The organism is Streptomyces lichenis, from assembly GCF_023218175.1.
Taxonomy (GTDB): Bacteria; Actinomycetota; Actinomycetes; order Streptomycetales; family Streptomycetaceae; genus Streptomyces; species Streptomyces lichenis.
The window spans coordinates 90,840-110,917 of record NZ_JALPTH010000006.1; the positions used below are offsets into that span (position 1 = coordinate 90,840).

The 20,078-nt window shown below is 74.8% G+C and carries 16 protein-coding genes; 11 read left to right on the forward strand and 5 right to left on the reverse strand.

All coding sequences use genetic code 11. The features are described from left to right. The first annotated feature begins 106 nt into the window (after positions 1-106). Positions 107-2,551: an endopeptidase La gene (gene lon, locus M1O15_RS08365; protein WP_248632630.1), complete on the forward strand. Its 2,445-nt coding sequence runs from the start codon at positions 107-109 to the stop codon at positions 2,549-2,551. An 88-nt stretch (positions 2,552-2,639) separates the two neighbouring features. On the opposite strand, the gene M1O15_RS08370 is transcribed toward lon, so the two are convergent. Next, positions 2,640-3,653 carry an Lrp/AsnC family transcriptional regulator gene (locus tag M1O15_RS08370; RefSeq protein ID WP_248632631.1) on the reverse strand — a complete coding sequence of 338 codons (1,014 nt, stop codon included), beginning with the start codon at positions 3,651-3,653 and terminating at the stop codon, positions 2,640-2,642. A gap of 134 nt (positions 3,654-3,787) precedes the next feature. Between M1O15_RS08370 and M1O15_RS08375 the strand changes: the two genes are divergently transcribed. Then, positions 3,788-5,386, forward strand: coding sequence for an MFS transporter (locus tag M1O15_RS08375; RefSeq protein WP_248632632.1), 1,599 nt, complete (start codon positions 3,788-3,790; stop codon positions 5,384-5,386). 2 nt (positions 5,387-5,388) lie between these two features. Here the strand turns inward: M1O15_RS08375 and M1O15_RS08380 are convergent, their stop codons facing one another. Beyond that, complete coding sequence (locus M1O15_RS08380) at positions 5,389-6,729, reverse strand: helix-turn-helix domain-containing protein (RefSeq protein ID WP_248632633.1); 1,341 nt, start codon at positions 6,727-6,729, stop codon at positions 5,389-5,391. A 148-nt stretch (positions 6,730-6,877) separates the two neighbouring features. Between M1O15_RS08380 and M1O15_RS08385 the strand changes: the two genes are divergently transcribed. Then, the gene (locus M1O15_RS08385; RefSeq protein ID WP_372499399.1) at positions 6,878-9,712 is read left to right on the forward strand and encodes a M4 family metallopeptidase; all 2,835 of its coding nucleotides are present in this window, start codon (positions 6,878-6,880) and stop codon (positions 9,710-9,712) included. Positions 9,713-9,787: 75 nt separating this feature from the next. Here M1O15_RS08385 and M1O15_RS08390 read toward each other — a convergent pair whose 3' ends face one another. Both M1O15_RS08390 and M1O15_RS08395 read right to left on the reverse strand, forming a co-directional pair. After that, positions 9,788-10,570: a GntR family transcriptional regulator gene (locus tag M1O15_RS08390; RefSeq protein ID WP_248632634.1), complete on the reverse strand. Its 783-nt coding sequence runs from the start codon at positions 10,568-10,570 to the stop codon at positions 9,788-9,790. Then, positions 10,567-11,109, reverse strand: a complete 543-nt coding sequence (locus M1O15_RS08395; RefSeq protein WP_248632635.1) for a GntR family transcriptional regulator — start codon at positions 11,107-11,109, stop codon at positions 10,567-10,569. The genes M1O15_RS08390 and M1O15_RS08395 overlap by 4 nt, the downstream gene beginning before the upstream one ends. Before the next feature lie 152 nt (positions 11,110-11,261). Between M1O15_RS08395 and M1O15_RS08400 the strand changes: the two genes are divergently transcribed. From M1O15_RS08400 to M1O15_RS08410, 3 genes are all read left to right on the forward strand, one after another. Then, the gene (locus tag M1O15_RS08400; protein WP_248632779.1) at positions 11,262-11,678 is read left to right on the forward strand and encodes an ATP-binding protein; all 417 of its coding nucleotides are present in this window, start codon (positions 11,262-11,264) and stop codon (positions 11,676-11,678) included. 57 nt (positions 11,679-11,735) lie between these two features. Next, entirely contained in the window at positions 11,736-12,149 is a 414-nt protein-coding gene (locus M1O15_RS08405; protein WP_248632636.1) for a RidA family protein, read from the forward strand. A gap of 204 nt (positions 12,150-12,353) precedes the next feature. Continuing rightward, entirely contained in the window at positions 12,354-12,770 is a 417-nt protein-coding gene (locus M1O15_RS08410; protein ID WP_248632780.1) for a MarR family winged helix-turn-helix transcriptional regulator, read from the forward strand. A gap of 20 nt (positions 12,771-12,790) precedes the next feature. Here the strand turns inward: M1O15_RS08410 and M1O15_RS08415 are convergent, their stop codons facing one another. After that, positions 12,791-13,567: a hypothetical protein gene (locus M1O15_RS08415; protein WP_248632637.1), complete on the reverse strand. Its 777-nt coding sequence runs from the start codon at positions 13,565-13,567 to the stop codon at positions 12,791-12,793. A gap of 426 nt (positions 13,568-13,993) precedes the next feature. On the opposite strand from M1O15_RS08415, the gene M1O15_RS08420 reads away from it, so the two are divergent. From M1O15_RS08420 to M1O15_RS08440, 5 genes are read left to right on the forward strand one after another with little or no spacing between them, the layout of a single operon-like run. After that, positions 13,994-17,041, forward strand: coding sequence for a sensor histidine kinase (locus M1O15_RS08420; protein WP_248632638.1), 3,048 nt, complete (start codon positions 13,994-13,996; stop codon positions 17,039-17,041). Continuing rightward, positions 17,038-17,679, forward strand: coding sequence for a roadblock/LC7 domain-containing protein (locus tag M1O15_RS08425; RefSeq protein WP_248632639.1), 642 nt, complete (start codon positions 17,038-17,040; stop codon positions 17,677-17,679). The genes M1O15_RS08420 and M1O15_RS08425 overlap by 4 nt, the downstream gene beginning before the upstream one ends. Continuing rightward, positions 17,676-18,107: a DUF742 domain-containing protein gene (locus M1O15_RS08430; RefSeq protein ID WP_248632640.1), complete on the forward strand. Its 432-nt coding sequence runs from the start codon at positions 17,676-17,678 to the stop codon at positions 18,105-18,107. Before M1O15_RS08425 ends, M1O15_RS08430 begins: the two co-directional genes overlap by 4 nt. Continuing rightward, positions 18,088-18,780, forward strand: a complete 693-nt coding sequence (locus M1O15_RS08435; protein WP_372499400.1) for a GTP-binding protein — start codon at positions 18,088-18,090, stop codon at positions 18,778-18,780. Before M1O15_RS08430 ends, M1O15_RS08435 begins: the two co-directional genes overlap by 20 nt. A gap of 46 nt (positions 18,781-18,826) precedes the next feature. Then, positions 18,827-20,065 carry a styrene monooxygenase/indole monooxygenase family protein gene (locus M1O15_RS08440; protein WP_248632641.1) on the forward strand — a complete coding sequence of 413 codons (1,239 nt, stop codon included), beginning with the start codon at positions 18,827-18,829 and terminating at the stop codon, positions 20,063-20,065. Positions 20,066-20,078: the final 13 nt, after the last annotated feature.

Sequence of the window (20,078 nt, forward strand, 5' to 3'; positions counted from 1 at the left end):
AACACCGCCCGGGGAGGATCCGGGAACATCCCGGGCCCGCCATGCATTGATCCCGTACATATGAATTGAGCTTGCTGGGCTCAACTTGACTGCCGAAGGGGAGATCATGGCCAACGAGTCCTGGGCGGACGCCACCGCCGTCACCCTGCCCGTGCTGCCGCTCGACGACGAGGTCGTGCTGCCCGGGATGGTGGTGCCGCTGGACCTGACCGATCCCGATGTACGAGCCGCCGTGGAGGCCGCGCAGGCCGCCGCCCGCACCGACGGGCCGGCCGGAGGCAAGCCGCGGGTGCTGATGGTGCCGCGGATCGAGGGTTCCTACGCCGCCACCGGCGTGCTCGGCACCGTCGAACAGGTGGGCCGGCTCTCCGACGGCGACCCCGGGGCGCTCGTCCGCGGCCGCGACCGGGTGCGGATCGGCGCCGGGACCACCGGGCCGGGCGCCGCGCTGTGGGTGGAGGGCACCCGGATCGAGGAGACCGTGTCCGAGGTACCGGGCGCGGTGGCCGAGCTGGTCAAGGAGTACAAGGCCCTGGCCACCAGCTGGCTGCGCAAGCGCGGTGCCTGGCAGGTGGTGGACCGCGTCCAGCAGATCGACGGGGTCTCCGCGCTCGCCGACAACTCCGGCTACTCCCCGTTCCTCACCGTCGAGCAGAAGATCGCCCTGCTGGAGACCGAGGACCCGGTCGCCCGGCTGCGGCTCGCCACCGAGCAGCTGCGCGAGCACCTGGCCGAGCAGGACGTGGCCGAGTCCATCGCCAAGGACGTCCAGGAGGGCGTCGACAAGCAGCAGCGCGAGTTCCTGCTGCGCCGCCAGCTCGACGCCGTACGCAAGGAGCTGCGCGAGCTCGACGGCGAGGGCGGCGAGGGCGAGGAGAGCGACGACTACCGGGCCCGCGTCGAGGCCGCCGACCTGCCGGAGAAGGTCCGCGAGGCCGCGCTCAAGGAGGTCGAGAAGCTGGAGCGGTCCAGCGACCAGTCCCCGGAGGGCTCCTGGATCCGCACCTGGCTGGACACCGTCCTGGAGCTGCCGTGGAACGAGCGCTCCGAGGACCGCTACGACATCCGCGGCGCCCGCGCCGTACTGGACGCCGAGCACGCCGGTCTGGACGACGTGAAGGAGCGGATCACCGAGTACCTGGCCGTCCGCAAGCGGCGGGCCGACCGGGGCCTCGGGGTGGTCGGCGGACGGCGCGGCGGCGCGGTCCTCGCGCTGGTCGGCCCGCCCGGGGTCGGCAAGACCTCCCTCGGGCAGTCGGTGGCGCACGCCATGGGCCGCGAGTTCGTCCGGGTCGCGCTCGGCGGCGTACGGGACGAGGCGGAGATCCGCGGCCACCGGCGCACCTACGTCGGCGCGCTGCCCGGCCGGATCGTGCGGGCCGTCAAGGAGGCCGGCTCGATGAACCCGGTGGTGCTGCTGGACGAGATCGACAAGGTCGGCTCCGACTTCCGCGGCGACCCGGCGGCCGCCCTGCTCGAAGTGCTCGACCCGGCCCAGAACCACACCTTCCGCGACCACTACCTGGAGGTTGAACTCGACCTCAGCGACGTGGTGTTCCTGGCCACCGCCAACGTCCTGGAGGCCATCCCCGAGGCGCTGCTCGACCGGATGGAGCTGGTCCGGCTGGACGGCTACACCGAGGACGAGAAGGTGGTCATCGCCCGCGACCACCTGCTGCCGCGCCAGCTGGAGCGGGCCGGACTGGCCGACGGCGAGGTGGTCCTGGACGAGGGCGCGCTGCGCAAGCTGGCCGGGGAGTACACCCGCGAGGCCGGCGTACGGAACCTGGAGCGCTCCCTCGCCCGGCTGTTGCGCAAGATCGCCGCGCAGAGCGAACTGGGCGAGCGGGAGCTGCCGTTCACCGTCACCGACGGCGACCTGCGCGGACTGGTGGGGCGCCCCCACCACGTACCGGAGTCCGCCCAGGACCCGGCCGAGCGCCGCACCGCCGTGCCCGGGGTGGCCACCGGCCTCGCGGTCACCGGCGCCGGCGGCGACGTCCTCTTCGTGGAGGCCTCGCTGGCCGACCCGGAGACCGGGGCGGCGGGGCTGACCCTCACCGGCCAGCTCGGCGAGGTGATGAAGGAGTCCGCGCAGATCGCGCTGAGCTTCCTCCGCTCGCACGGCGCCGAACTGGAACTCCCGGTCACCGGGCTGAAGGACCGGGGCGTGCACATCCACTTCCCGGCCGGGGCGGTGCCCAAGGACGGCCCCAGCGCGGGCGTCACCATGACCACCGCGCTCGCCTCGCTGCTGTCCGGGCGGCTGGTGCGCACCGATGTGGCGATGACCGGGGAGGTGTCCCTGACCGGGCGGGTGCTGCCGATCGGCGGGGTGAAGCAGAAGCTGCTCGCCGCGCACCGCGCGGGGATCACCACCGTGGTGATCCCCAAGCGGAACGAGGCCGACCTGGACGACGTCCCGGCCGAGATCCTGGACAGGCTGGAGGTCCACCCGGTCACCGACGTCCGCCAGGTGCTGGAGCTGGCCCTCGCCCCGGCGACGGCCGGAGCCGGGAACGCGTCGCCGGAGGTGCCGGTGGCCGCCTGACCTGCAAGGTAAACCGGTGACCCCGCCGTACCCCGTCCGAGTGGCGCGGGTACGGCGGGGCCTTCCCGCGTCCCCGCCCGGTGCCGGCTCAGCGGTAGGGCCCGGCGCCCTTGAGGGTGCGGTGGATCGGGGTGGTGACGGTGTGCCGCAGCCCGGGCAGCGCCGCCACCGACTCGGTGACATAGCGGTAGAACACCTGCACGCTGGCCACGTCCACGGCGGCGTACAGATTGGCCGCCCCGGTGACCGCCGCGGCGAAGGAGATCTCCGGGTGGCCGGCCAGGGCCGCGCCCGCGGCGGCCAGTTGGGCCGGATCGACCTCCAGCCAGAGCGCGGCCCGGAACGAGCGGTGCAGCACGTCCGGGTGGTAGTCGATGTCGAAGTACAGGACGCCCTCGGCCACCAGCTCGGCCATCCGGCGGCGCACGGTCGACGGCGACCAGCCGGTGGCCCGGGCGAGTTCACCGGTCGGGGCCCGGCCGTCCCGGGCCAGCAGGTCCAGCATCAGCCGGTCGCCCTGGTCCAGCCGCACGGCATCGGCCGGACCGGCGTCCCCGCCCGGCTGCCGATGGGGCGCCGGGGCCAGCGCGGCCGCCTGCTCGGGCCGGAGCGGACCGGTCTTGGTGATCGTGCTGAGGTTCTGGCCGAAGAAGATGTGCAGCAGGCAGTGCGCGGTCACATCCACCACCCGCGGGGTGTGCGGCAGCCGCTGGAGCAGCAGGGCGTCGCCCCGGCCGGAGTCCGGGGTGCGCACCGAGCAGCTGATCTCGGTGCCGCCCGCCATCAGGTTCACCCAGGTGGTGTCGGTACGGCGGGCCAGCGCCCGGCCGATGGAGTCGGCCGCGTCCGGGGTGCAGCGCACCCGGACGAACCAGGGCGTCTCACCGAGCCGGAGCGGATCGGTCAGCCCGAGCAGCCGCAGCGTCCCGGCGGAGCGCAGCCGGGTCAGCTGCCGGGCCACCGTCTGGTCGGAGACGCCCAGCACCTGCCCCAGCTCCCGGAAGGAGGCCCGTCCGTTGAGCTGGAGCGCCTGGGCCAGCGCCCGGTCCGCTTCGGCCAGATCGGGCCGAGGGGTCTCCTCGATGTCGAGATACGTCGCCATGGGGTCCATCATTGTCGATTTCGCGCACCGCCCGCCCCTTGACTGCGGGGCGGCCGTGCTCTCCGCCCAGACTCGCGGACGGGGCCGGAACCGCCGCCGGCCCCGCTCGCACCGATCGAACGGAGACCCTCGACATGCGCAAGTGGTGGCCCCTGGTGGCCGTCTGCCTGGGCGCCTTCATCCTGCTGGTGGACGTCACCATCGTGAACGTGGCCCTCCCGGCCGTCTCCGCCGAACTGGACGCCTCGTTCTCCGCCCTCCAGTGGGTGATCGACGGATACGCGCTGGCGCTCGCCGCCCTGCTGCTGGCCTCCGGCTCGCTGGCCGACCGCTTCGGCCACCGCCGGCTCTACCTCTACGGGCTCGGCGTCTTCGCCGTCGCCTCGCTGGCCTGCGGACTGGCGCCCAGCGTGGAGCTGCTGGTCGCCGCCCGGGTGGTGCAGGGCGCCGGCGGTGCCGCCATGTTCGCCACCTCCGCCGCCCTGCTGGTCGGCTCCTACCAGGGCCGTGACCGGGGCACCGCGTTCGGTGTGTGGGGCGCCGCCAACGGGGCCGCTGCCGCCGCCGGGCCGCTGCTCGGCGGGCTGCTCACCGAGCGCTTCGGCTGGCCGTCGATCTTCCTGGTCAACCTGCCGATCGCGGCCGCCGCCATCGTGCTGACCCTGCGCGTCATCCCGGCCGCGCCGGTCCCGGCCGGGCCCACCGCCCGCCCCCGGGTGGACGTGGCCGGTGCGGCCACCTTCACCGTGGCCGCGGGCTCCCTCACCTACGCCCTGATCCGCGGCGGCGACGCCGGCTGGACCTCCGCGGAGGTGCTGGCCGCCTTCACGGCCGCCGCCGTCGCCCTGGCCGCCTTCACCGCCGTCGAGCTGCGGGCGGAGCGGCGCGGCCGGGCCCCGATGCTCGACCTGGCGCTGCTGCGGCGGCCGTCCTTCGCCGGGCTGATGGGCGGCGCGCTGCTGCTCCAAGGCGGGGCGTTCGGCTGCCTGGTGCTGGTCTCCATCTGGCTCCAGTCCGTCCTCGGACTCGGCCCCATCGCCGCCGGTCTGGCCCTCACTCCGCTGGCCGCGGCCTCGTTCCTGGTGGCCGCCCTGGCCGGGCGGCACTCCCAGCGGCTGGCCCCCCGGCTGCCGATCGGCGGCGGGCTGCTCGCGGTGGCCGCCGGGATGCTGCTGCTCCGGGCCGGGATGGACGCCGGCGCCGGGCGCGACTCCCTGGTGGCCGGGCTGGTGGTGACCGGGATCGGCGTGGGCCTGGCCACCCCCGTACTGGTCTCGGCGGCCACCGCCACCGTGGAGCCGCGCCGGGCCGGGATGGCGGGCGGCGCCGTCAACACCTTCCGCCAGCTCGGCATGACCCTGGCCATCGCGGTCATGGGCGCCGTCTTCACCGGCCGCGCCGACCGGGTGCTGTCCGGTGCCGGGAGCGTGCCCGACCCGAAGGAGGCCGCCGCGGCGCTGGCGGGCGGCCAGGCCCAGCACCTGGTGGCCGCCGTCCCGGGCAGCGCCCAGCCGGCCGCCCGTGAGCTGGTCCACCGGGCCTTCGCCTCCGGCCTGGACCAGGTCTTCCTGCTCTCGGCCGCCGCGGCGGCGCTCGGCGGCCTGCTGGTCCTCGCCCTGGTCCGGCCGTCCGCTCCCGCCGACCGGCAGCCGTCGCCCCGGGACGAGGCCCGCCCCTCGGTCCCGCCCCAGGAGGCCCCGGCCCGCGACAAGGCCGCCGCCCTCCGCTCGTAGCCCTAGGCCTCCAACCACCCCCGCACCGACGCCCGCGCCCCCGCCTGGAACCGGGTGCGGGCGTCCAGGGCCTCCAGCAGACGGCTGATCCGGCGGCGGGCGGTGTGCACATGGACGCCCAGCCGGCGGGCGATCGCCTCGTCCTTCAGCCCCGCCGCCAGCAGGGCCAGCAGCTCCCGCTCCGGGCCGGTCAGCGCACCGTCGCCCGGGGCCGGGTCCGGTGGCGCGGCCCGCTCCCAGGCCGTGTCGAACAGCCCGAGCAGCGCCGCCCGGAGCGGACCGTCCCGTACCAGCAGCGCCCCGGCCGCTGGGTCCTCCGGCTGGGCCGGGGGCAGCAGGGCGGTACGGCGGTCCACGATCAGCAGCCGCACCGGCACCTCGGCCGCCATCCGCACCCCCGGGCCGAACAGCGCGAACGAGGCCCCGCGGCCGTCGTCCGGCCGGGGCCTGCGGCCACCGGACACACCGGCCGCCGAGCTGCTGACCGGCCGGGATCCGGGGCCATCGGGCGTACCGGCCCCCGGGCCGGAGCCCCCCGAAACGGCCGGAGCGCCGTCGGACGGCGAACCGGTGGCCGACCGGGGCCTGGAGCCACCGGGCACACCGGCCCCCGAGCCGTCGGGCACACCGGCCACCCCCGAGCCGCTGCCCGGCCGGGACCCGAAGCCGTCGTCCGGCCGGGGCCTGCGGCCACCGGACACACCGTCCGCCCCCGAGCCGCTGCCCGGCCGGGGCCCGGAGCCGTCGGGCGACAAACCGTCGGCCGGCCGGGGTCCGGGGCCACCGGGCACACCGGCCCCCGAGCCGTCGGGCGATGAACCGCCGGCTGGCCGGGGCCCGGCCAGCACTGCCCGTACCTCCACCCCCGGCCCCACCTCCGGCAGGTCCCGCAGGGCGTACGGGACGCGGTCCAGCAGTGCGACCTCCCGCCGCGCCCCCGCCAGCAGCCGGGCCGTCCACGCGGCGACCGCCGCCCGGCCGCTCACCGTCTCCACCTCCCCGCCCGTCCCCGCGTCCGGGGGTGGTTCGAGCCGCTCGGCCGCCAGCCGCAGCCGCTCCAACTCGGCGGACCGCAGATGCAGTTCGGCCTGGCGGCGGTGGATCAGCGAGCGGATGGCGGCCGGTTGGGCGGGCCGGGGCAGGCCGTCGGTGCCCTCCCCGTCCGGAGGGCTGGCGAAGCCGTGCCGTACGAGCCGGTCCAGCGCCGCGTCCAGCCGCCGCCGCGGCAGCCCCAGCCGCCGCGCCAACTCCTCGGCCCCGTCCGCCCGATGGCGCAGCAGTGCCGCGTAGGCGCGTTCCTCGGTCCGGCCCAGGCCGAGAGTGGTCAGTTCTCCCTGGATCATGACCGGGATTCTCACGGCGCCCTCACAGCCACACAAGTGTGCGTGTCCACTTCTCACCCCTCACGCACCGTTGCCGCCCGTGCACCGCGCGGCTTGCATGGCCATGACCACCTGAACGGCTGACCAGCACGTGGGAGGGGTACGAACTGTGCGCAGACCCAGTACGCACACGGCGGCGAGCGGGACACGGACGATACGGGCGGGGGCCAGGGCGGCGGCGCTGCTGGCCGCCGCGGGCCTGCTGATCACGGCGGCTCCGGGAGCCGGGGCGGCGACCCCGTCCGCGGACGTGGAGCCGCCCACCGAGGCCATCGACGTCATCCCGGGGGCGCGGACCGAGACGCCCGCCCTGGTCGAGGGGATCCGCGAGGCGGTGGACGCCAAGGCCGGCGCGGCGGACGCGGCCAGGGCCCACCTCGCCGCCCAGGAGGACCGCTACAAGATCGCCGAACCTGGGCGCGATCTCGCCCCCGTGCAGACCCTCAAGCAGGGCGCCGAGGAGACCGTACGGCTCCAGCAGAAGCACCGCGGGGTGCCGGTGCTCGGCGGCCAGTACGTGGTCCGGATGGAGAACGCGGGCGGCAAGCGGGTCGTCACCGGCACCTCCGGCAAGTACTTCACCGGCCTCACCGCCGGGGTGAAGCCCGCCGTGGACGAGTCCACCGCGGTGCGCCGCGCGGTCACCTCCACCCTGGAGCGGCTCGGCGGCGCCAAGCTGGCCCGCACCGACGCGCCCAGGAAGGTCAGGAAGGACGAGCCGCAGCCGCTGCGCGGTGACGCGGCCGGCCTCGTCGTCGTCCCGCGCGGCGAGGGCGTCCTCGCGTACCACGTCACCGTGCGCGGCTCCCACCCGGTGACCGGCGCCCCCGTCATCCAGCAGGTCTATGTGGACGCCCGGGCCGGCTACCCGCTGCTCAGCTTCAGCGGCATCAAGACCCTGGCTCCCGAGCGCACCGCCGCCGACCCCGCGCCGAAGGCGTCCGGCACGGCCCCCGCCTCGGCCGCCGCCGGCTCCGGCACCCGCCTGGACGGCACCCGTGTCCCGCTGGAGGTCCGCCCGGCGGACGGCCGCTTCCTGCTGGCCGACGACGCCCGCATGGCGGCCGGCAGCAAGAACGCGCTCACCACCTGGGACGCCCGGGACAAGGACGTCGCCGAGGTGATGGGCACCTGGCCGGCCGGGCTCAAGGAGTACTCGTCCCCCACCGCCGAGTTCGGCAAGGACGCCACCGAGTCCGGTGCGGTGGACGCCCACTGGGCGGCCGGGCAGGTCTACGACTACTACAAGCAGCGGCACGGCCGGGACGGCCTGGACGGCCGCGGCGGCGCCGTCAACTCCCTGGTGGGCGTGACCGACTGGGGCATGCCCTATGTCAACGCCTTCTGGGACGGCACCAAGATGGTGTACGGCTCCGGTGACGAGACCTACCGCCCGCTCTCCGCCGACCTGGACGTGGTCGGCCACGAGATGACCCACGGCGTGGTCGAGAACACCGCGAACCTGGTGTACGCGGGCCAGTCCGGCGCCCTCAACGAGGCGATCGCCGACTACCTGGGCAACGCCATCGACGTGGACCGCTCCGGGACGCCGATGGACCACCCGGACGCGGGCCTGATCGGCGAGGACCTGTGCCGCACCGGCGGCCCGCGCGCCTGCGCGCTGCGCGACCTCAACGACGGCGCCACCACGTCCAGGAACTTCCTCGGTGTCACCTTCTCCACCGACAACGGCGGGGTGCACCTCAACTCCACCATCTTCTCCGGCGCGCTGTGGGACCTGCGCCAGGACCTCGGCGCCGAACTCGCCGACCGCATCGTCTACAAGGCCCTCACCTCCTACCTCACCCCGCTGGACGGCTTCACCGACGGCCGCAACGCCGTCCTCGCCGCCGCCAGGGAGGTGGGCGCCACAGCGAAGCAACTGGCGGTCGTCAAGCGCTCCTTCAACGCCCACGGCATCGTCGACGACTGGGAGCTGGCCCTCGGCGTCGACTCCGACGAGCTGTTCGGCCGGCTGAACACCATCGGCTCCTCCGTGCAGGCGGGCGGCGGCTGGTGGACGGCGGCCAAGTCCAACGACGACGGCACCGAGCCGTACTCCGTCTACGCCGGCCGCGTCGACGGCCGCGGCGCGCCCAAGCTGCTCAGCCCCAACGACGGGCGCTACCACGTCAACCCGGCCACCGACGGCACCACCGTCGTCTGGACCGCGTACGGCCCCGACGGCCTGGACATCCTCTCCCGTCCCCTGACCGGCGGCCCCGTCAAGAAGCTCTACTCCTCCACCAGCTCGGATGTCTCCGGCCTCCGCGTCGACAAGGGCACCGTCGTCTTCGAGACCCTCGGCCTCTTCGACCGGCACGTCCAGTACCTGCGCCCCGGCGACCCCCGGCCCACCGCGGTCGACGGCGGCAGCGAGGAGATCCTCACCGCCCTGCCGTCCGTCCGGAACGGCCGGATCGCCTACGCCAAGCTGTACCCGGACGCCACCACCGGCGCCTACCGCCTCGGGGTGGAGGTGCTCGACCTCTCCACCGGCCGCGCCACCCTCACCGAGCAGCTCGACGAGCCGGAGTCCCTGGGCCAGACCGGCATCAACGGCAGCCATGTCTTCTGGCTCACCGAGGCCAACGTCAACGACGAGGGCCAGACCGGCATCCGCCGCGCCAACCTGGACGGCACCGGTGCCTACGACATCTCCGCCGAGGGCAAGCCGGCCGCGCTGATCGCCTCCGACCTCACGGTCTCCGAGACCGCGGTCACCGTCAACGCCACCACCCCGGACACCACCTGGCGCAACGAGACCCTGCCGAAGAACTGGCAGTTCACCACGGACGGCTCCCGCAAGGAGCGGGTCTCCTGCAACCGCGGTGAGCAGGTCTCCCCGGCCGCGGTCTCCGGCACCCAGGTCGTCTGGCTCGACGGCACTACCGGCTGGACCACCCTCACCACCCGCCCCCGCCCCGCCGGCACCTGCGGCTGACCCTCCGCACCACCCCTGACCCCTGACCCCTGACCCCCGGCGGACGGCGCCGGGGGTCAGGCGCGTGCGCGAAAGCTAGGCCTCGCCGGTGAACTCGTACCGCAGCTCGTACAGATGGCCCGCCTTCACCATCACTGTCGCCTCGATGGGCCGGCCTCCGTCCGCGTACACCACCCTCAGCGTCCGCAGCACCGGCAGATCACCCGGCAGCCGCAGTGCCGTGTACTGCTCCTGGGTGGGCACCCGGGCCGAGACCCGGTCCACGCTCAACCTCGGAGCGAAGCCCAGCCCCGCCAGGAACGTCGGCGTACCGCCCCGGACCTTTCGGCGCTCGGCGAGCGCGGTGCCCCGGGCGATCTCCGCCGGGTAGTACGAGAAGACCAGCTCCGCCGGCTCGTCGTCCAAGGTCAGCAGCTGCGAGCGGAGCAGCGCCACGCCCTCCGCCTCCAGCCCCAGCGCCTCGGCCACATCGGCGGGCGGGACGGCCTCCCGTACGTCCAGCAGTGTGCTGGCCGCCCGAGCACCCTCGCGCCCCATCACACTCAGCCATCGGTACGGCTGGCCCTCCTCGGCCGGTGCCATGAAGTCGGCGGGCCGCACCGTCCGCTGGCGGTGCTCCCGCACGGTGACGGACGCTCCCGCGCGTCCCACCACCAGACCCTCGCCCTTCAACAGATGGAGCGCCTTCTGCACGGTCGCGCTGGACGCGTCGAACCGCTCCTTCAGCCGTGCGGTCGACGGCAGACTGGCTCCCGGGGCCAGATCCCCGCCCAGGATCTCGTCCCTCAGATCGGCCGCGATCCGCTCGTGCAACGGACGGCGGTCGAAGCCCTCGGTGTCGGTGGTCGGCACAGTCATCCGATCCTGATCTCGTAGCGCAGCCGCTGAAGGTGGGCGGGCATGGTCATCAGATCCGCCTGCACGGGCCGGTCCTCCGCGTCGAGCGTCTGCCGGCTCAGCCGGAGTACGGGCCGGTCCGGCGGAAGCTCCAGCACCCTCCGCTCCTCCTCGTCCGCCAACCGCGCCGTCACGTCCTCCACGACCCGCACCCCGCGGTGGCCGAGGCTCGCCAGCAGCGTCACCGCACCGCCCCTGATCTTCGCGGTGCCGGCCAGCGCGGTGCCCCGCGCGATGTCCACGGGGTAGTACGTGTCCGTCAGCTCGCATGGCACCTCGTCCAGCAGGATCACCCGGCGCCGTACGACCACGGGCGCGCCCTCTGCCGTACCGAGCAGCTCCGCGACCTCCGGCGGAGTCGGGACCTCGCCCGCGAACACGATCCGCTGCCCGCCCCTGCCGCCCCGGGCCGCCGCCTCCGCGCCCCAGGCGTCCCCCTGGCCCGCCGTCCGGGGCGTGAGGTACGGCATCGACCTGCTCACCCAGCGGGTGCTGTCCATCGCTTCCCTCCCGGTTCAGACGTTGCGTCGCAACACCCGAACGGTATGCCACCCGGAGGCTGCCTCGAACATGTCTTCACCTTATCGCTATTCGCGAAAGGTGCTACGGTTCGGCTGTCCTGATGGCAGTAGTGCAGGGGTGGTGGCACCGCATGTCTTTGTCTCGGCAACGCCGTTTCGCAAGGTCGCGGAGGTCCGTCGGAGAGGCTCGCGTCTTCGCGGCGACGGTCCTCGGCGAGTGGGGGTACCCAGACCAGGAGTACGAGGTGCGGCTGTGCGTCTCCGAACTCACCACCAACGCCCTCCTCCACGGCGTGCCGCCCGGCCGTGAAATGAGCGTGGTGCTGGCTCTGGACAATGGCCTTCTGCGGGTGGAGGTCCGCGACAGCGGCGATGGTGAACCGGAGGTCAGGCGCCTCACCGCCGACGAGTGCACCGGGCGCGGTCTGTGGGTCGTCCGAGAGATCGCGGACGACTTCGGGGTGATCGATCATGTGGTGGGCAAGACCGTGTGGGCCGAGTTCAAGCTGCCGACCATCCGCCTCGACGGCGCCAGCTCCTCCGGCTGAAGGCATCCTCGGACAAAGCCGGTGCGCCCGGACCGGCCCGGGCGGCAGACTCGGGGCATGACGACACCCGGCGAACGGATCACCCGGCTCAACCCCGAGGCCCTGCACGGGACACCCGGCTACCACCATGTCACCGTCGTGGAGGCGGGGCGGACCGCCTATCTGGCCGGGCAGTGCCCGATCGCCGAGGACGGGGTCGTGCCGGGCGGCATCGAGGCGCAGATCGACCAGGTGGCGGCGAACGCGCTCAAGGCGCTGGAGGCGGTCGGGGCGCGGCCGGAGGACGTGGTGCGGTCGGTGATCTATGTGCGCAGCCCGCGGCAGGAGGTCCTCGGGCAGACCTGGGAGCGGTTCACCGGGTCGGTGATCGGCGGCGCCTTCACCACCGCGAGCACGCTGCTCGGGGTGGCCCAGCTCGGTTTCGAGGGGCAGCTGGTCGAGGTGGACCTCACCGTCGCGCTGCCCGGCTGACCGGATCCCGGCGCCTTCCGGGAGGGCGGACGCGAGCGGCCCGCGCCTGCGAAATACTGGGCGCGCCACGGGGACGGCCGCCCGTGGCGGGGACGTCCGGCGGGCCGGGAGCGCGCGAAGGGTGCTGAGGTGCAGCAGAGCGGTACGGGGCGGGGTACGGCGTCGGGCGGGGAGCCGCCGGTCCCGGCGAGGGACCAGGAGTTTCTGGCGCTGGAGCGGGAGCTCGCGGTCTTCCTGCGGCGGGCCCGGGCCTCGTCCGGCGAGATGGCCCGCGAGGTCCACCCCGACCTGGAGCCGGCCGCCTACGGGCTGCTGGTCCGGCTCGCCGACGCCGGCACCCAGCGCGCCACCGCCCTCGCCGCGTACTTCGGCGTCGGCAAGGCCACCATGAGCCGCCAGTTGAGGGCCCTGGAGGACCTGGGGCTGGTCGCCCGCGACCCGGACCCGGCCGACGGGCGCGCCTCCCTGGTCCGGCTCACCGATGAGGGCCGCACCCGCTTCCACCGCGTCCGCGAGGCCCGCCGCGCCCGCTATGTGCGCAAGCTCGCCGGCTGGGACCGCACCGAGGTCGCCGAACTCGCCCGGCTGCTGCACCAGCTGAACGCGGGCGCGGAGGACTGAGGTCAGGGGAGGGGCACCGCTCACCACTCCACGTACGCCGCCGTGGCGTCGTCGTGCCGCTTGCCGAGGACCGGGGCGTCCGGGGACTCCTCCAGGGCGCGGACCCGGGCGATCAGGGCCCGGGTGCCCTCGGTGCGCAGCACCTCCAGGCAGTCGGCCCAGTCGCCCGCGCCGAAGACCTCCGTCCAGCGGGAGGCCCCGTCGGACAGCGCGCCCAGGGCCGCGACCTGAGCGCGCGGCACGGTCCCGGTGACCGCGCGGGCCGCCACCGAGGGGTCAGCGGCGGCGGTGAAGAAGCCGCCCTCCCGGTTGCGTACCGTCGAGTCGACCACCGCGTGCGAGACCAGCGCCGAGGCCGGCAGCCGGGCCAGCCGGTCGTCCAGCACCGCCCGCACCGCGCCCTCGGGTGAGCGGAGCAGCAGCACCGAGTCGGCCAGCACCAGGTACTCCACCTCCAGCGCGTCCCAGCGGGCGACGACCACGGTTGCCTGCGGCGTACGAACGTGAGAAAGGTCACAGGTGGCGCGGTGGGCGTCGGCGGTCCGGCGGATGGCCTCGGCCAGGATCTCGGGGAGGGTCAGATCCTCGCGCGCGGCGCACAGTTCGGTCAGCGAGCCGCCCAGCCGGGCGGTGAACCAGGGGACCGAGTGGGTGCAGCCGTCGTCGTCCAGCGGCGGTGTCACCCCGTCCAGCAGCACCAGCGCGCCCCCGTGGCCGGACGCGGGCGCCGCCACCGACACCCAGTCCTCGTTGGGGCGTTCCGGGGCGGCCGGAGCCGACGAGAGTTCAGCATGCATACGGGCAGTCTGCCGCAGCGGGCGGTGATCGCCGCCGGCGCCCGCCGGGTCGGGGTATCGGCTGGTCAGCGGGGGTGGGGGGGAGCTACCGGCCGGTCACCGGCCGGGATGCGGGCGGGCATCCTGCCAAAGGCCGCGCGGACCTTCAACCCGCGTGCGCGGCCGCCCGCGCGCCGGGCACCGCCCCGAGTTGTTCGCCAACTCCGGAGTGTTGTTCACTCGTTCAGGTGGCCAAGTGGCTGACGCGTGCCTCCCCCCGCGCCCGCGCTGCCAAGGTCTGAAGCCGTACCAGAGGTGGGACGCCCGGGAATGACCGGCCGTCACCTTCTGCCCATGGCCGGACGACCATACGGGCAGGCCATCTCATGGGCGGATGAGCTGTGCGGACGAGTTGTTGCGGACGAGTTGTGCGGACGAATTCCAGGAATGCGAGCATCGGTGCAGAAGCGCAGTGAGACCCCCGGCGACCCCCACGCACCGGGCGGCCGCCGCAAGCGCGTACGGAGCCGGCTCGTCATCGGCGTCGCCCTCACCGGCCTCACCGTCCTCGCCGCCGGCGCCCCCATGCTCCTCACCGCCTCCCAGGACCTCAACGACTCCCAGAGCCTGGTCACCCGCGCCGAGCTGAACCGGCAGGCGGTCACCCTCGCCCACTCCCTCGCCGACGAGCGCGACGACATGACCGCGTATGTCGCCGCGGGGCGCGAGAAGGCCCCCGAGGGGGAGACGGGCGCGGCCCCCGCCGTGGACTCCGCCCTCAGCGCCCGGGTGGACCGCCAGATCGCCGAGATCCGCGAGGCCGCCCCGGCCGACCTGCGCCGCGAACTCAGCCAGGTGCCGGACATCCGGCGCACCGCCCGCACCGGTACCGACACCGCCATGGCCGCCCACCGCGCGTACACCAAGGTCGTCGGCCGGCTGCTGACGCTCTCCACCGAACTGGCCGACCGCGTCCCGGCCCGTGCCGCCGACGCCGGCTCCGGCGCCCGCGCGCTCACCGAACTCGGCCAGGCCACCGACCAGGCCTCCGCCACCCGCGGCCTGCTGCTCGCCGCGCTCGCCGTCCCCGGCGCGGGCGGCTCGGACGGTGGGCGCACCGTCTACGACCCCGCCACCGGCACCTTCGTCCCCGCGCCCGACCCGGCCGACGAGACCGCCGAGCGCACCAGGAACGAACTCACCGCCGCCGCCCAGCAGTCCCGGGTCCGCGAACAGGCCGCGCTCGGCGACTTCGGGCAGACCGCCCCCGCCGCCGCCCGCGACTCGCTCTCCGCCACCGTCACCGGCCCCGAGGTCAAGGCCGCCGAGGACGCCCTGGCCCGGCTCACCGACCGGCCCGAGCTGAGCGACTCCGAGCAGGGGACCGACCCCGAGGGCCTGGCCGCCTCCCTCACCGCGCGGATCGAGCAGATGCGCGGTGCGGAGTCCGCGCTCGCCACCGACGAGATCGCCCGGATGGAGCGGCTGCGGGACGAGGACGTCACCGGCCTGGAGCTCCGGATCGGCGTCCTCGGCGCGCTGCTGCTGCTCGCCATCGCCATCTCCACCGCCGTCGCCCGCAGCCTCACCCGGCCGCTCTCCGTGCTCCGCCGGGGCGCCGCCCGGCTCGCCGAGGCGCCCGCCCCGCAGACCGAGGAGCCGGTCCGCTTCACCGGCCGCAACGACGAGTTCGCCCAGGTCGTACGGTCGCTGAACACCCTGCACGGCAAGCTCGCCGTCCTCGCCGACCGGGCCTCGGCCGCCCCCGCCCCCGCGTCCCCTTCCGCCCCGGCTCCGGCTCCGGCTTCGGAGGTACGGGACGGGGCCGCGCGGGCCGCCCGCAAGCGGGCCGAGGCCGCCGAGCGCGAGCGGGACGCGCTCGCCGCCGAACTGGCCGCGCACCGCGCCGAGGCCGCCGGGCACACCGCCGAACTCGCCTCGCTCACCGCCGAGCTGACCCGGCTGCGGGACACCGCCGAGCACACCTTCGTCAACCTCTCCCTGCGCACCCTCGGCCTGGTCGAGCGCCAGCTCGGGGTCATCGAGAAGCTGGAGGAGCGCGAGCAGGACCCGGACCGGCTCGCCACCCTCTTCCGGCTCGACCACCTCGCCACCGTCATGCGCCGGCACAGCGAGAACCTGCTGGTCCTGGCCGGCCATGAGCACCACCACGCCCACCAGGGCCCGGTGCCGCTGGTCGACGTGGCCCGGGCCGCGGTCAGCGAGATCGAGCGGTACGAGCGGGTGGTCCTCCAGTCCCTGCCGCCGCATGCCCATGTGGCCGGCTTCGCCGCCGACGACCTCAGCCACCTGCTCGCGGAACTGCTGGAGAACGCCACCTCGTTCTCGCCGCCGGACGCCAAGGTCCAGCTCTCCGGCTGGCTGCTGGAGAGCGGCGAGGTCATGCTCTCCGTGGAGGACACCGGGATAGGGGTCCCCCCGGAGCGGCTCGCCGAGCTGAACGCCTGCCTCGCCGACCCGGCCACGCCCACCGAGATCGCCGCGGACGCGGACGGCGACTCCGGTACGGGGCTGGGGATGCGGGTCACCGCGCTGCTCGCGGCCCGGCACGGCGTACGGGTGGAGCTGCGCGCCCAGCAGCAGGGCGGGCTCACCGCGGTCACCGTGCTGCCGCCCACCCTGCTCGCCGAGGCCCCGCCCGCCGAACTGCCCCCGTCCGTCACCGCGGACCCGTCCGCCCCCGCGCTGGCCCAGCCCGGCTCGGTCGCCGAGGCCAACTCCCACACCCTGCCCGGCGCCCGGCCCCGCCCGGAGGCCGGTACACCGGGAGTCGACGGCGGTCACGAGGCGCGGGGCGCGCGGGGCGTCACGGAGGAGCCGGCCGCCGACCACCAGCCGGCCGTGACGCCCGTGACGGCCGAGCCTCCGGAGTCCAACGGGTCCAACGAGACCGACGAGGCCAACGAGGTCGACGAGACGGGCGAGGCCGCCGAGGCCACCGCACCCGACCAGGCCGACGAGCCGGCCGAGCCGGTCGAGACCGCCGATGCCCCGCAGTCCGCCGCCGCACCCGACGACGCCGGCCGGGCCGAGACGACCCTCCAGGTCCGGCTGCCCCGGCCCGCCACCGGGGCGCCGGACGAGGCGCACGCCCGGGCGGACGAGGCCCCGGGGGCCGCCGCCGCCCCCGAGGACGCGCTTGCCGTCGATCCGGTGGACGAGGACGAGCACCACCGGCCGCATGAGCCGAAGTGGGAGCGGGTCACCGACAAGGGGCTGCCCAAGCGGACGCCCCGCGCCGTACCGCAGTCCGCGCCGCCCGCCGGGCGGACCGGCGGGGTGGACGCCGAGGCGCTGCGGCGCCGGCTGGGCGGGTTCCAGCAGGGCGCACGGGACGGGCGGCGGGACGCCGAGGCCGAGATCGCGGGGGAGCGCATCACCGAAGCGGTGGCCGGCCAGGCCGCCCCGGCGGCGCGCGAGCGGACCGTACACACCGAGGAGACGGGGGACACAGTCGAGGAGGCACGCGGTTGACTGCGACGACCGGCACCAGCACAGGGACAGGAACGGCCGTGTTCGGGCTGAGCCGCGAGGCGAGAAACCTCCAGTGGCTGCTCGGCAACCTGGTCGAGGAGGTGCCGGGGGTCCGCTCGGTCGCCGTGGTCTCCTCCGACGGCCTGCTGCTGCTCTCCTCCGACCCGGTGCCGGACCCCGGCGATGACGGGCCCCCCACCGGAGGCGCCCAGACGCCCGCCGGACCCGGGCGCGGGCAGGAGCCGGACGGCCCGCTGCCCTCCCGCAACCCCGTCGGGCCGCGCGGCTCCACCGCGGACCTGGCCACCATCGTCTCCGGGATCGCCAGCCTCACCATCGGCGCCGCGAAGCTGATGGACGGCGGGGCGGTCAAGCAGACCATGGTCGCCATGGAGGAGGGCAGCGTCTTCGTCATGTCGATCAGCGACGGCTCCCTGCTCGGGGTGCACGCCACCCCCGACTGCGACATGAGCGTGGTCGCGTACCACATGGCCCTCTTCGTCGGCCGGGCCGGACACGTGCTGACCCCCGAAGTCCGGGGCGAGCTGCGCAAGTCGCTGGAGTCGCCGGAGGCACCGGAGTCGCCCGGGTCACCCGGATCGGTGCCGGTGTCGGCCCCGCTGGGGGAGGCCCGGTGACCGCCGTCGGCGCGATCGGCGCGCCCTTCGCGGGCACCGGCCGGCTGCCGGTACGCGGCGGGGACCGGCGGCCCGCGCGGGTGCGCCCGTACTCGCTCACCGGCGGCCGCACCCGCTTCGGCCACGTCCTGCTGGTGGAGACCCTGGTCGCCGCGCTGGAGCCGGCGAACACCGGCCGGCCGGCCGACGGCCGCACCACCCCCGCCCGGGGGATGCCGGAGACCCGGGCCATCGTGGAGCTGTGCCGCCGGATGCGCACGGTGGCCGAGATCTCGGCGCGGCTGAGGATGCCCCTGGGCGTGGTCCGGGTCCTCCTCAGCGACCTCGCCGACCAGGGAAGGATCCGCGTGTACGGCACCGGCCACGGGGCCGGCCGACCGGATCGCGCGCTGCTGGAAAGGGTGCTGAGTGGCCTCCGCCGTCTCTGAGATACAGCCGCTGGACCGCCCAGGGCCGGGAACGCCCTCCGGCGCCGACCCCGGTGCCGACCCCGGCCCCGCTTCCGACTCCGCCCCCGACGACGGGGTGCAGCCGTGGCAGCTCGACCACACCCGCGCCCCGGTGGCCACCAAGGTCGTGGTCGCGGGCGGCTTCGGCGTCGGCAAGACCACCTTCGTGGGCTCCGTCTCCGAGATCACCCCGCTGCAGACCGAGGCGCTGATGACCCGGGCGAGCGAGGAGACCGACGACCTCACCGGGGTGCCCGGCAAGACCACCACCACGGTGGCGATGGACTTCGGCCGGATCACCCTCGACGACGACCTGGTGCTCTACCTGTTCGGTACGCCGGGGCAGCAGCGGTTCTGGTTCATGTGGGACGACCTGGTGCGCGGCGCGATCGGCGCGGTGGTGCTGGCGGACACCCGCCGGCTCGGCGACTCCTTCCCCGCCCTCGACTACTTCGAGAGCTGCGGGCTGCCGTACGTGGTGGCCGTCAACCACTTCGAGGGCAGCGAGCTGTTCGAGGCCGAGGACGTCCGCGAGGCGCTGACCGTGCCGCCCGAGGTGCCGGTGGTCGTCATGGACGCCCGGCGGAAGGTCACCGTGGTCGAGGCGCTGCTCGCGCTGGTCGCCCGGGCGCTGGAGACCACCCCCGAGTAGCACTCGCCCCCGCAGACCTCCTCGTAGAGAAAGAGAACAGACCGCGATGCGGAAGATACTCGTCGTCGGAGCCGGGCAGTCCGGGCTCCAACTCGCCCTCGGCCTCCAGTCGCGGGGGTACGAGGTCACCCTCATGTCCAACCGCACCGCCGACGAGATCCGGTCCGGCCGGGTCATGTCCACGCAGTGCATGTTCCACACCGCCCTCCAGCACGAGCGCGACCTCGGACTGAACTTCTGGGAGTCCGAGGCGCCCCGGATCGAGGGCCTCGGCGTCTCCGTCGCCGCCCCGGACGCGAGCAGGGCGGTGGACTGGGTCGGCCGGCTCGACGGCTACGCGCAGTCCGTCGACCAGCGGGTGAAGATGGCCGGCTGGATGGAGGTGTTCGCCCAGCGCGGCGGGCAGCTCGTCGTGCACGGCGCCGCCGTCTCCGACCTGGACTACTTCGCCCGCACCTACGACCTGGTGCTGGTCTCGGCCGGCAAGGGCGAGCTGGTCTCGCTGTTCGAGCGGGACGCCGACCGCTCCCCGTACGCCGAACCGCAGCGCGCCCTCGCGGTGGCCTATGTGCACGGGCTGGGCCCGCGCCCCGAGCACCCGGAGTTCGACGCGGTCCGCTGCAACCTGGTGCCGGGTGTGGGCGAGCTGTTCGTGATGCCGACGTTCACCATCAGCGGCCGCGCCGACATCCTGTTCTGGGAGGGGCTGCCGGGCGGCCCGCTGGACGTCTTCCAGGGCGTCCGCGACCCCTCCGAGCATCTGGCGCTCACCCTGGAGCTGATGGAGCGGTACACGCCCTGGGAGTACGCCCGCGCCACCAAGGTCGAACTGACCGACGCCGGCGCCACCCTGGCGGGTCGCTACGCGCCGACCGTGCGCAAGCCGGTGGGGCACCTGCCCGGCGGCGGGCTGGTGCTGGGCGTCGCCGACGTGGTGGTCGCCAACGACCCGATCACCGGCCAGGGCTCCAACTCGGCCGCCAAGTGCGCCGCCTCCTACCTGGAGTCCATCGTCGAGCACGGTGGCGCGCCCTTCGACGAGGCCTGGATGCGGGCCGCCTTCGACCGGTACTGGGACACCGCGCGGCACGTCACCAAGTGGACCAACGCCATGCTGGCCGCCCCGCCCGAGCACGTACTGAACCTGATCGGCGCCGCCGGCCAACTCCCGCCCGTGGCCGACCGGTTCGCCAACGGCTTCAACGACCCGGCCGACTTCGAGGAGTTCTTCTACGAGCCGGCGAAGGCCGAGGCCTACCTCGGCTCGGTCGCGGCGGCCGGCTGACGGCGGCCCGCCG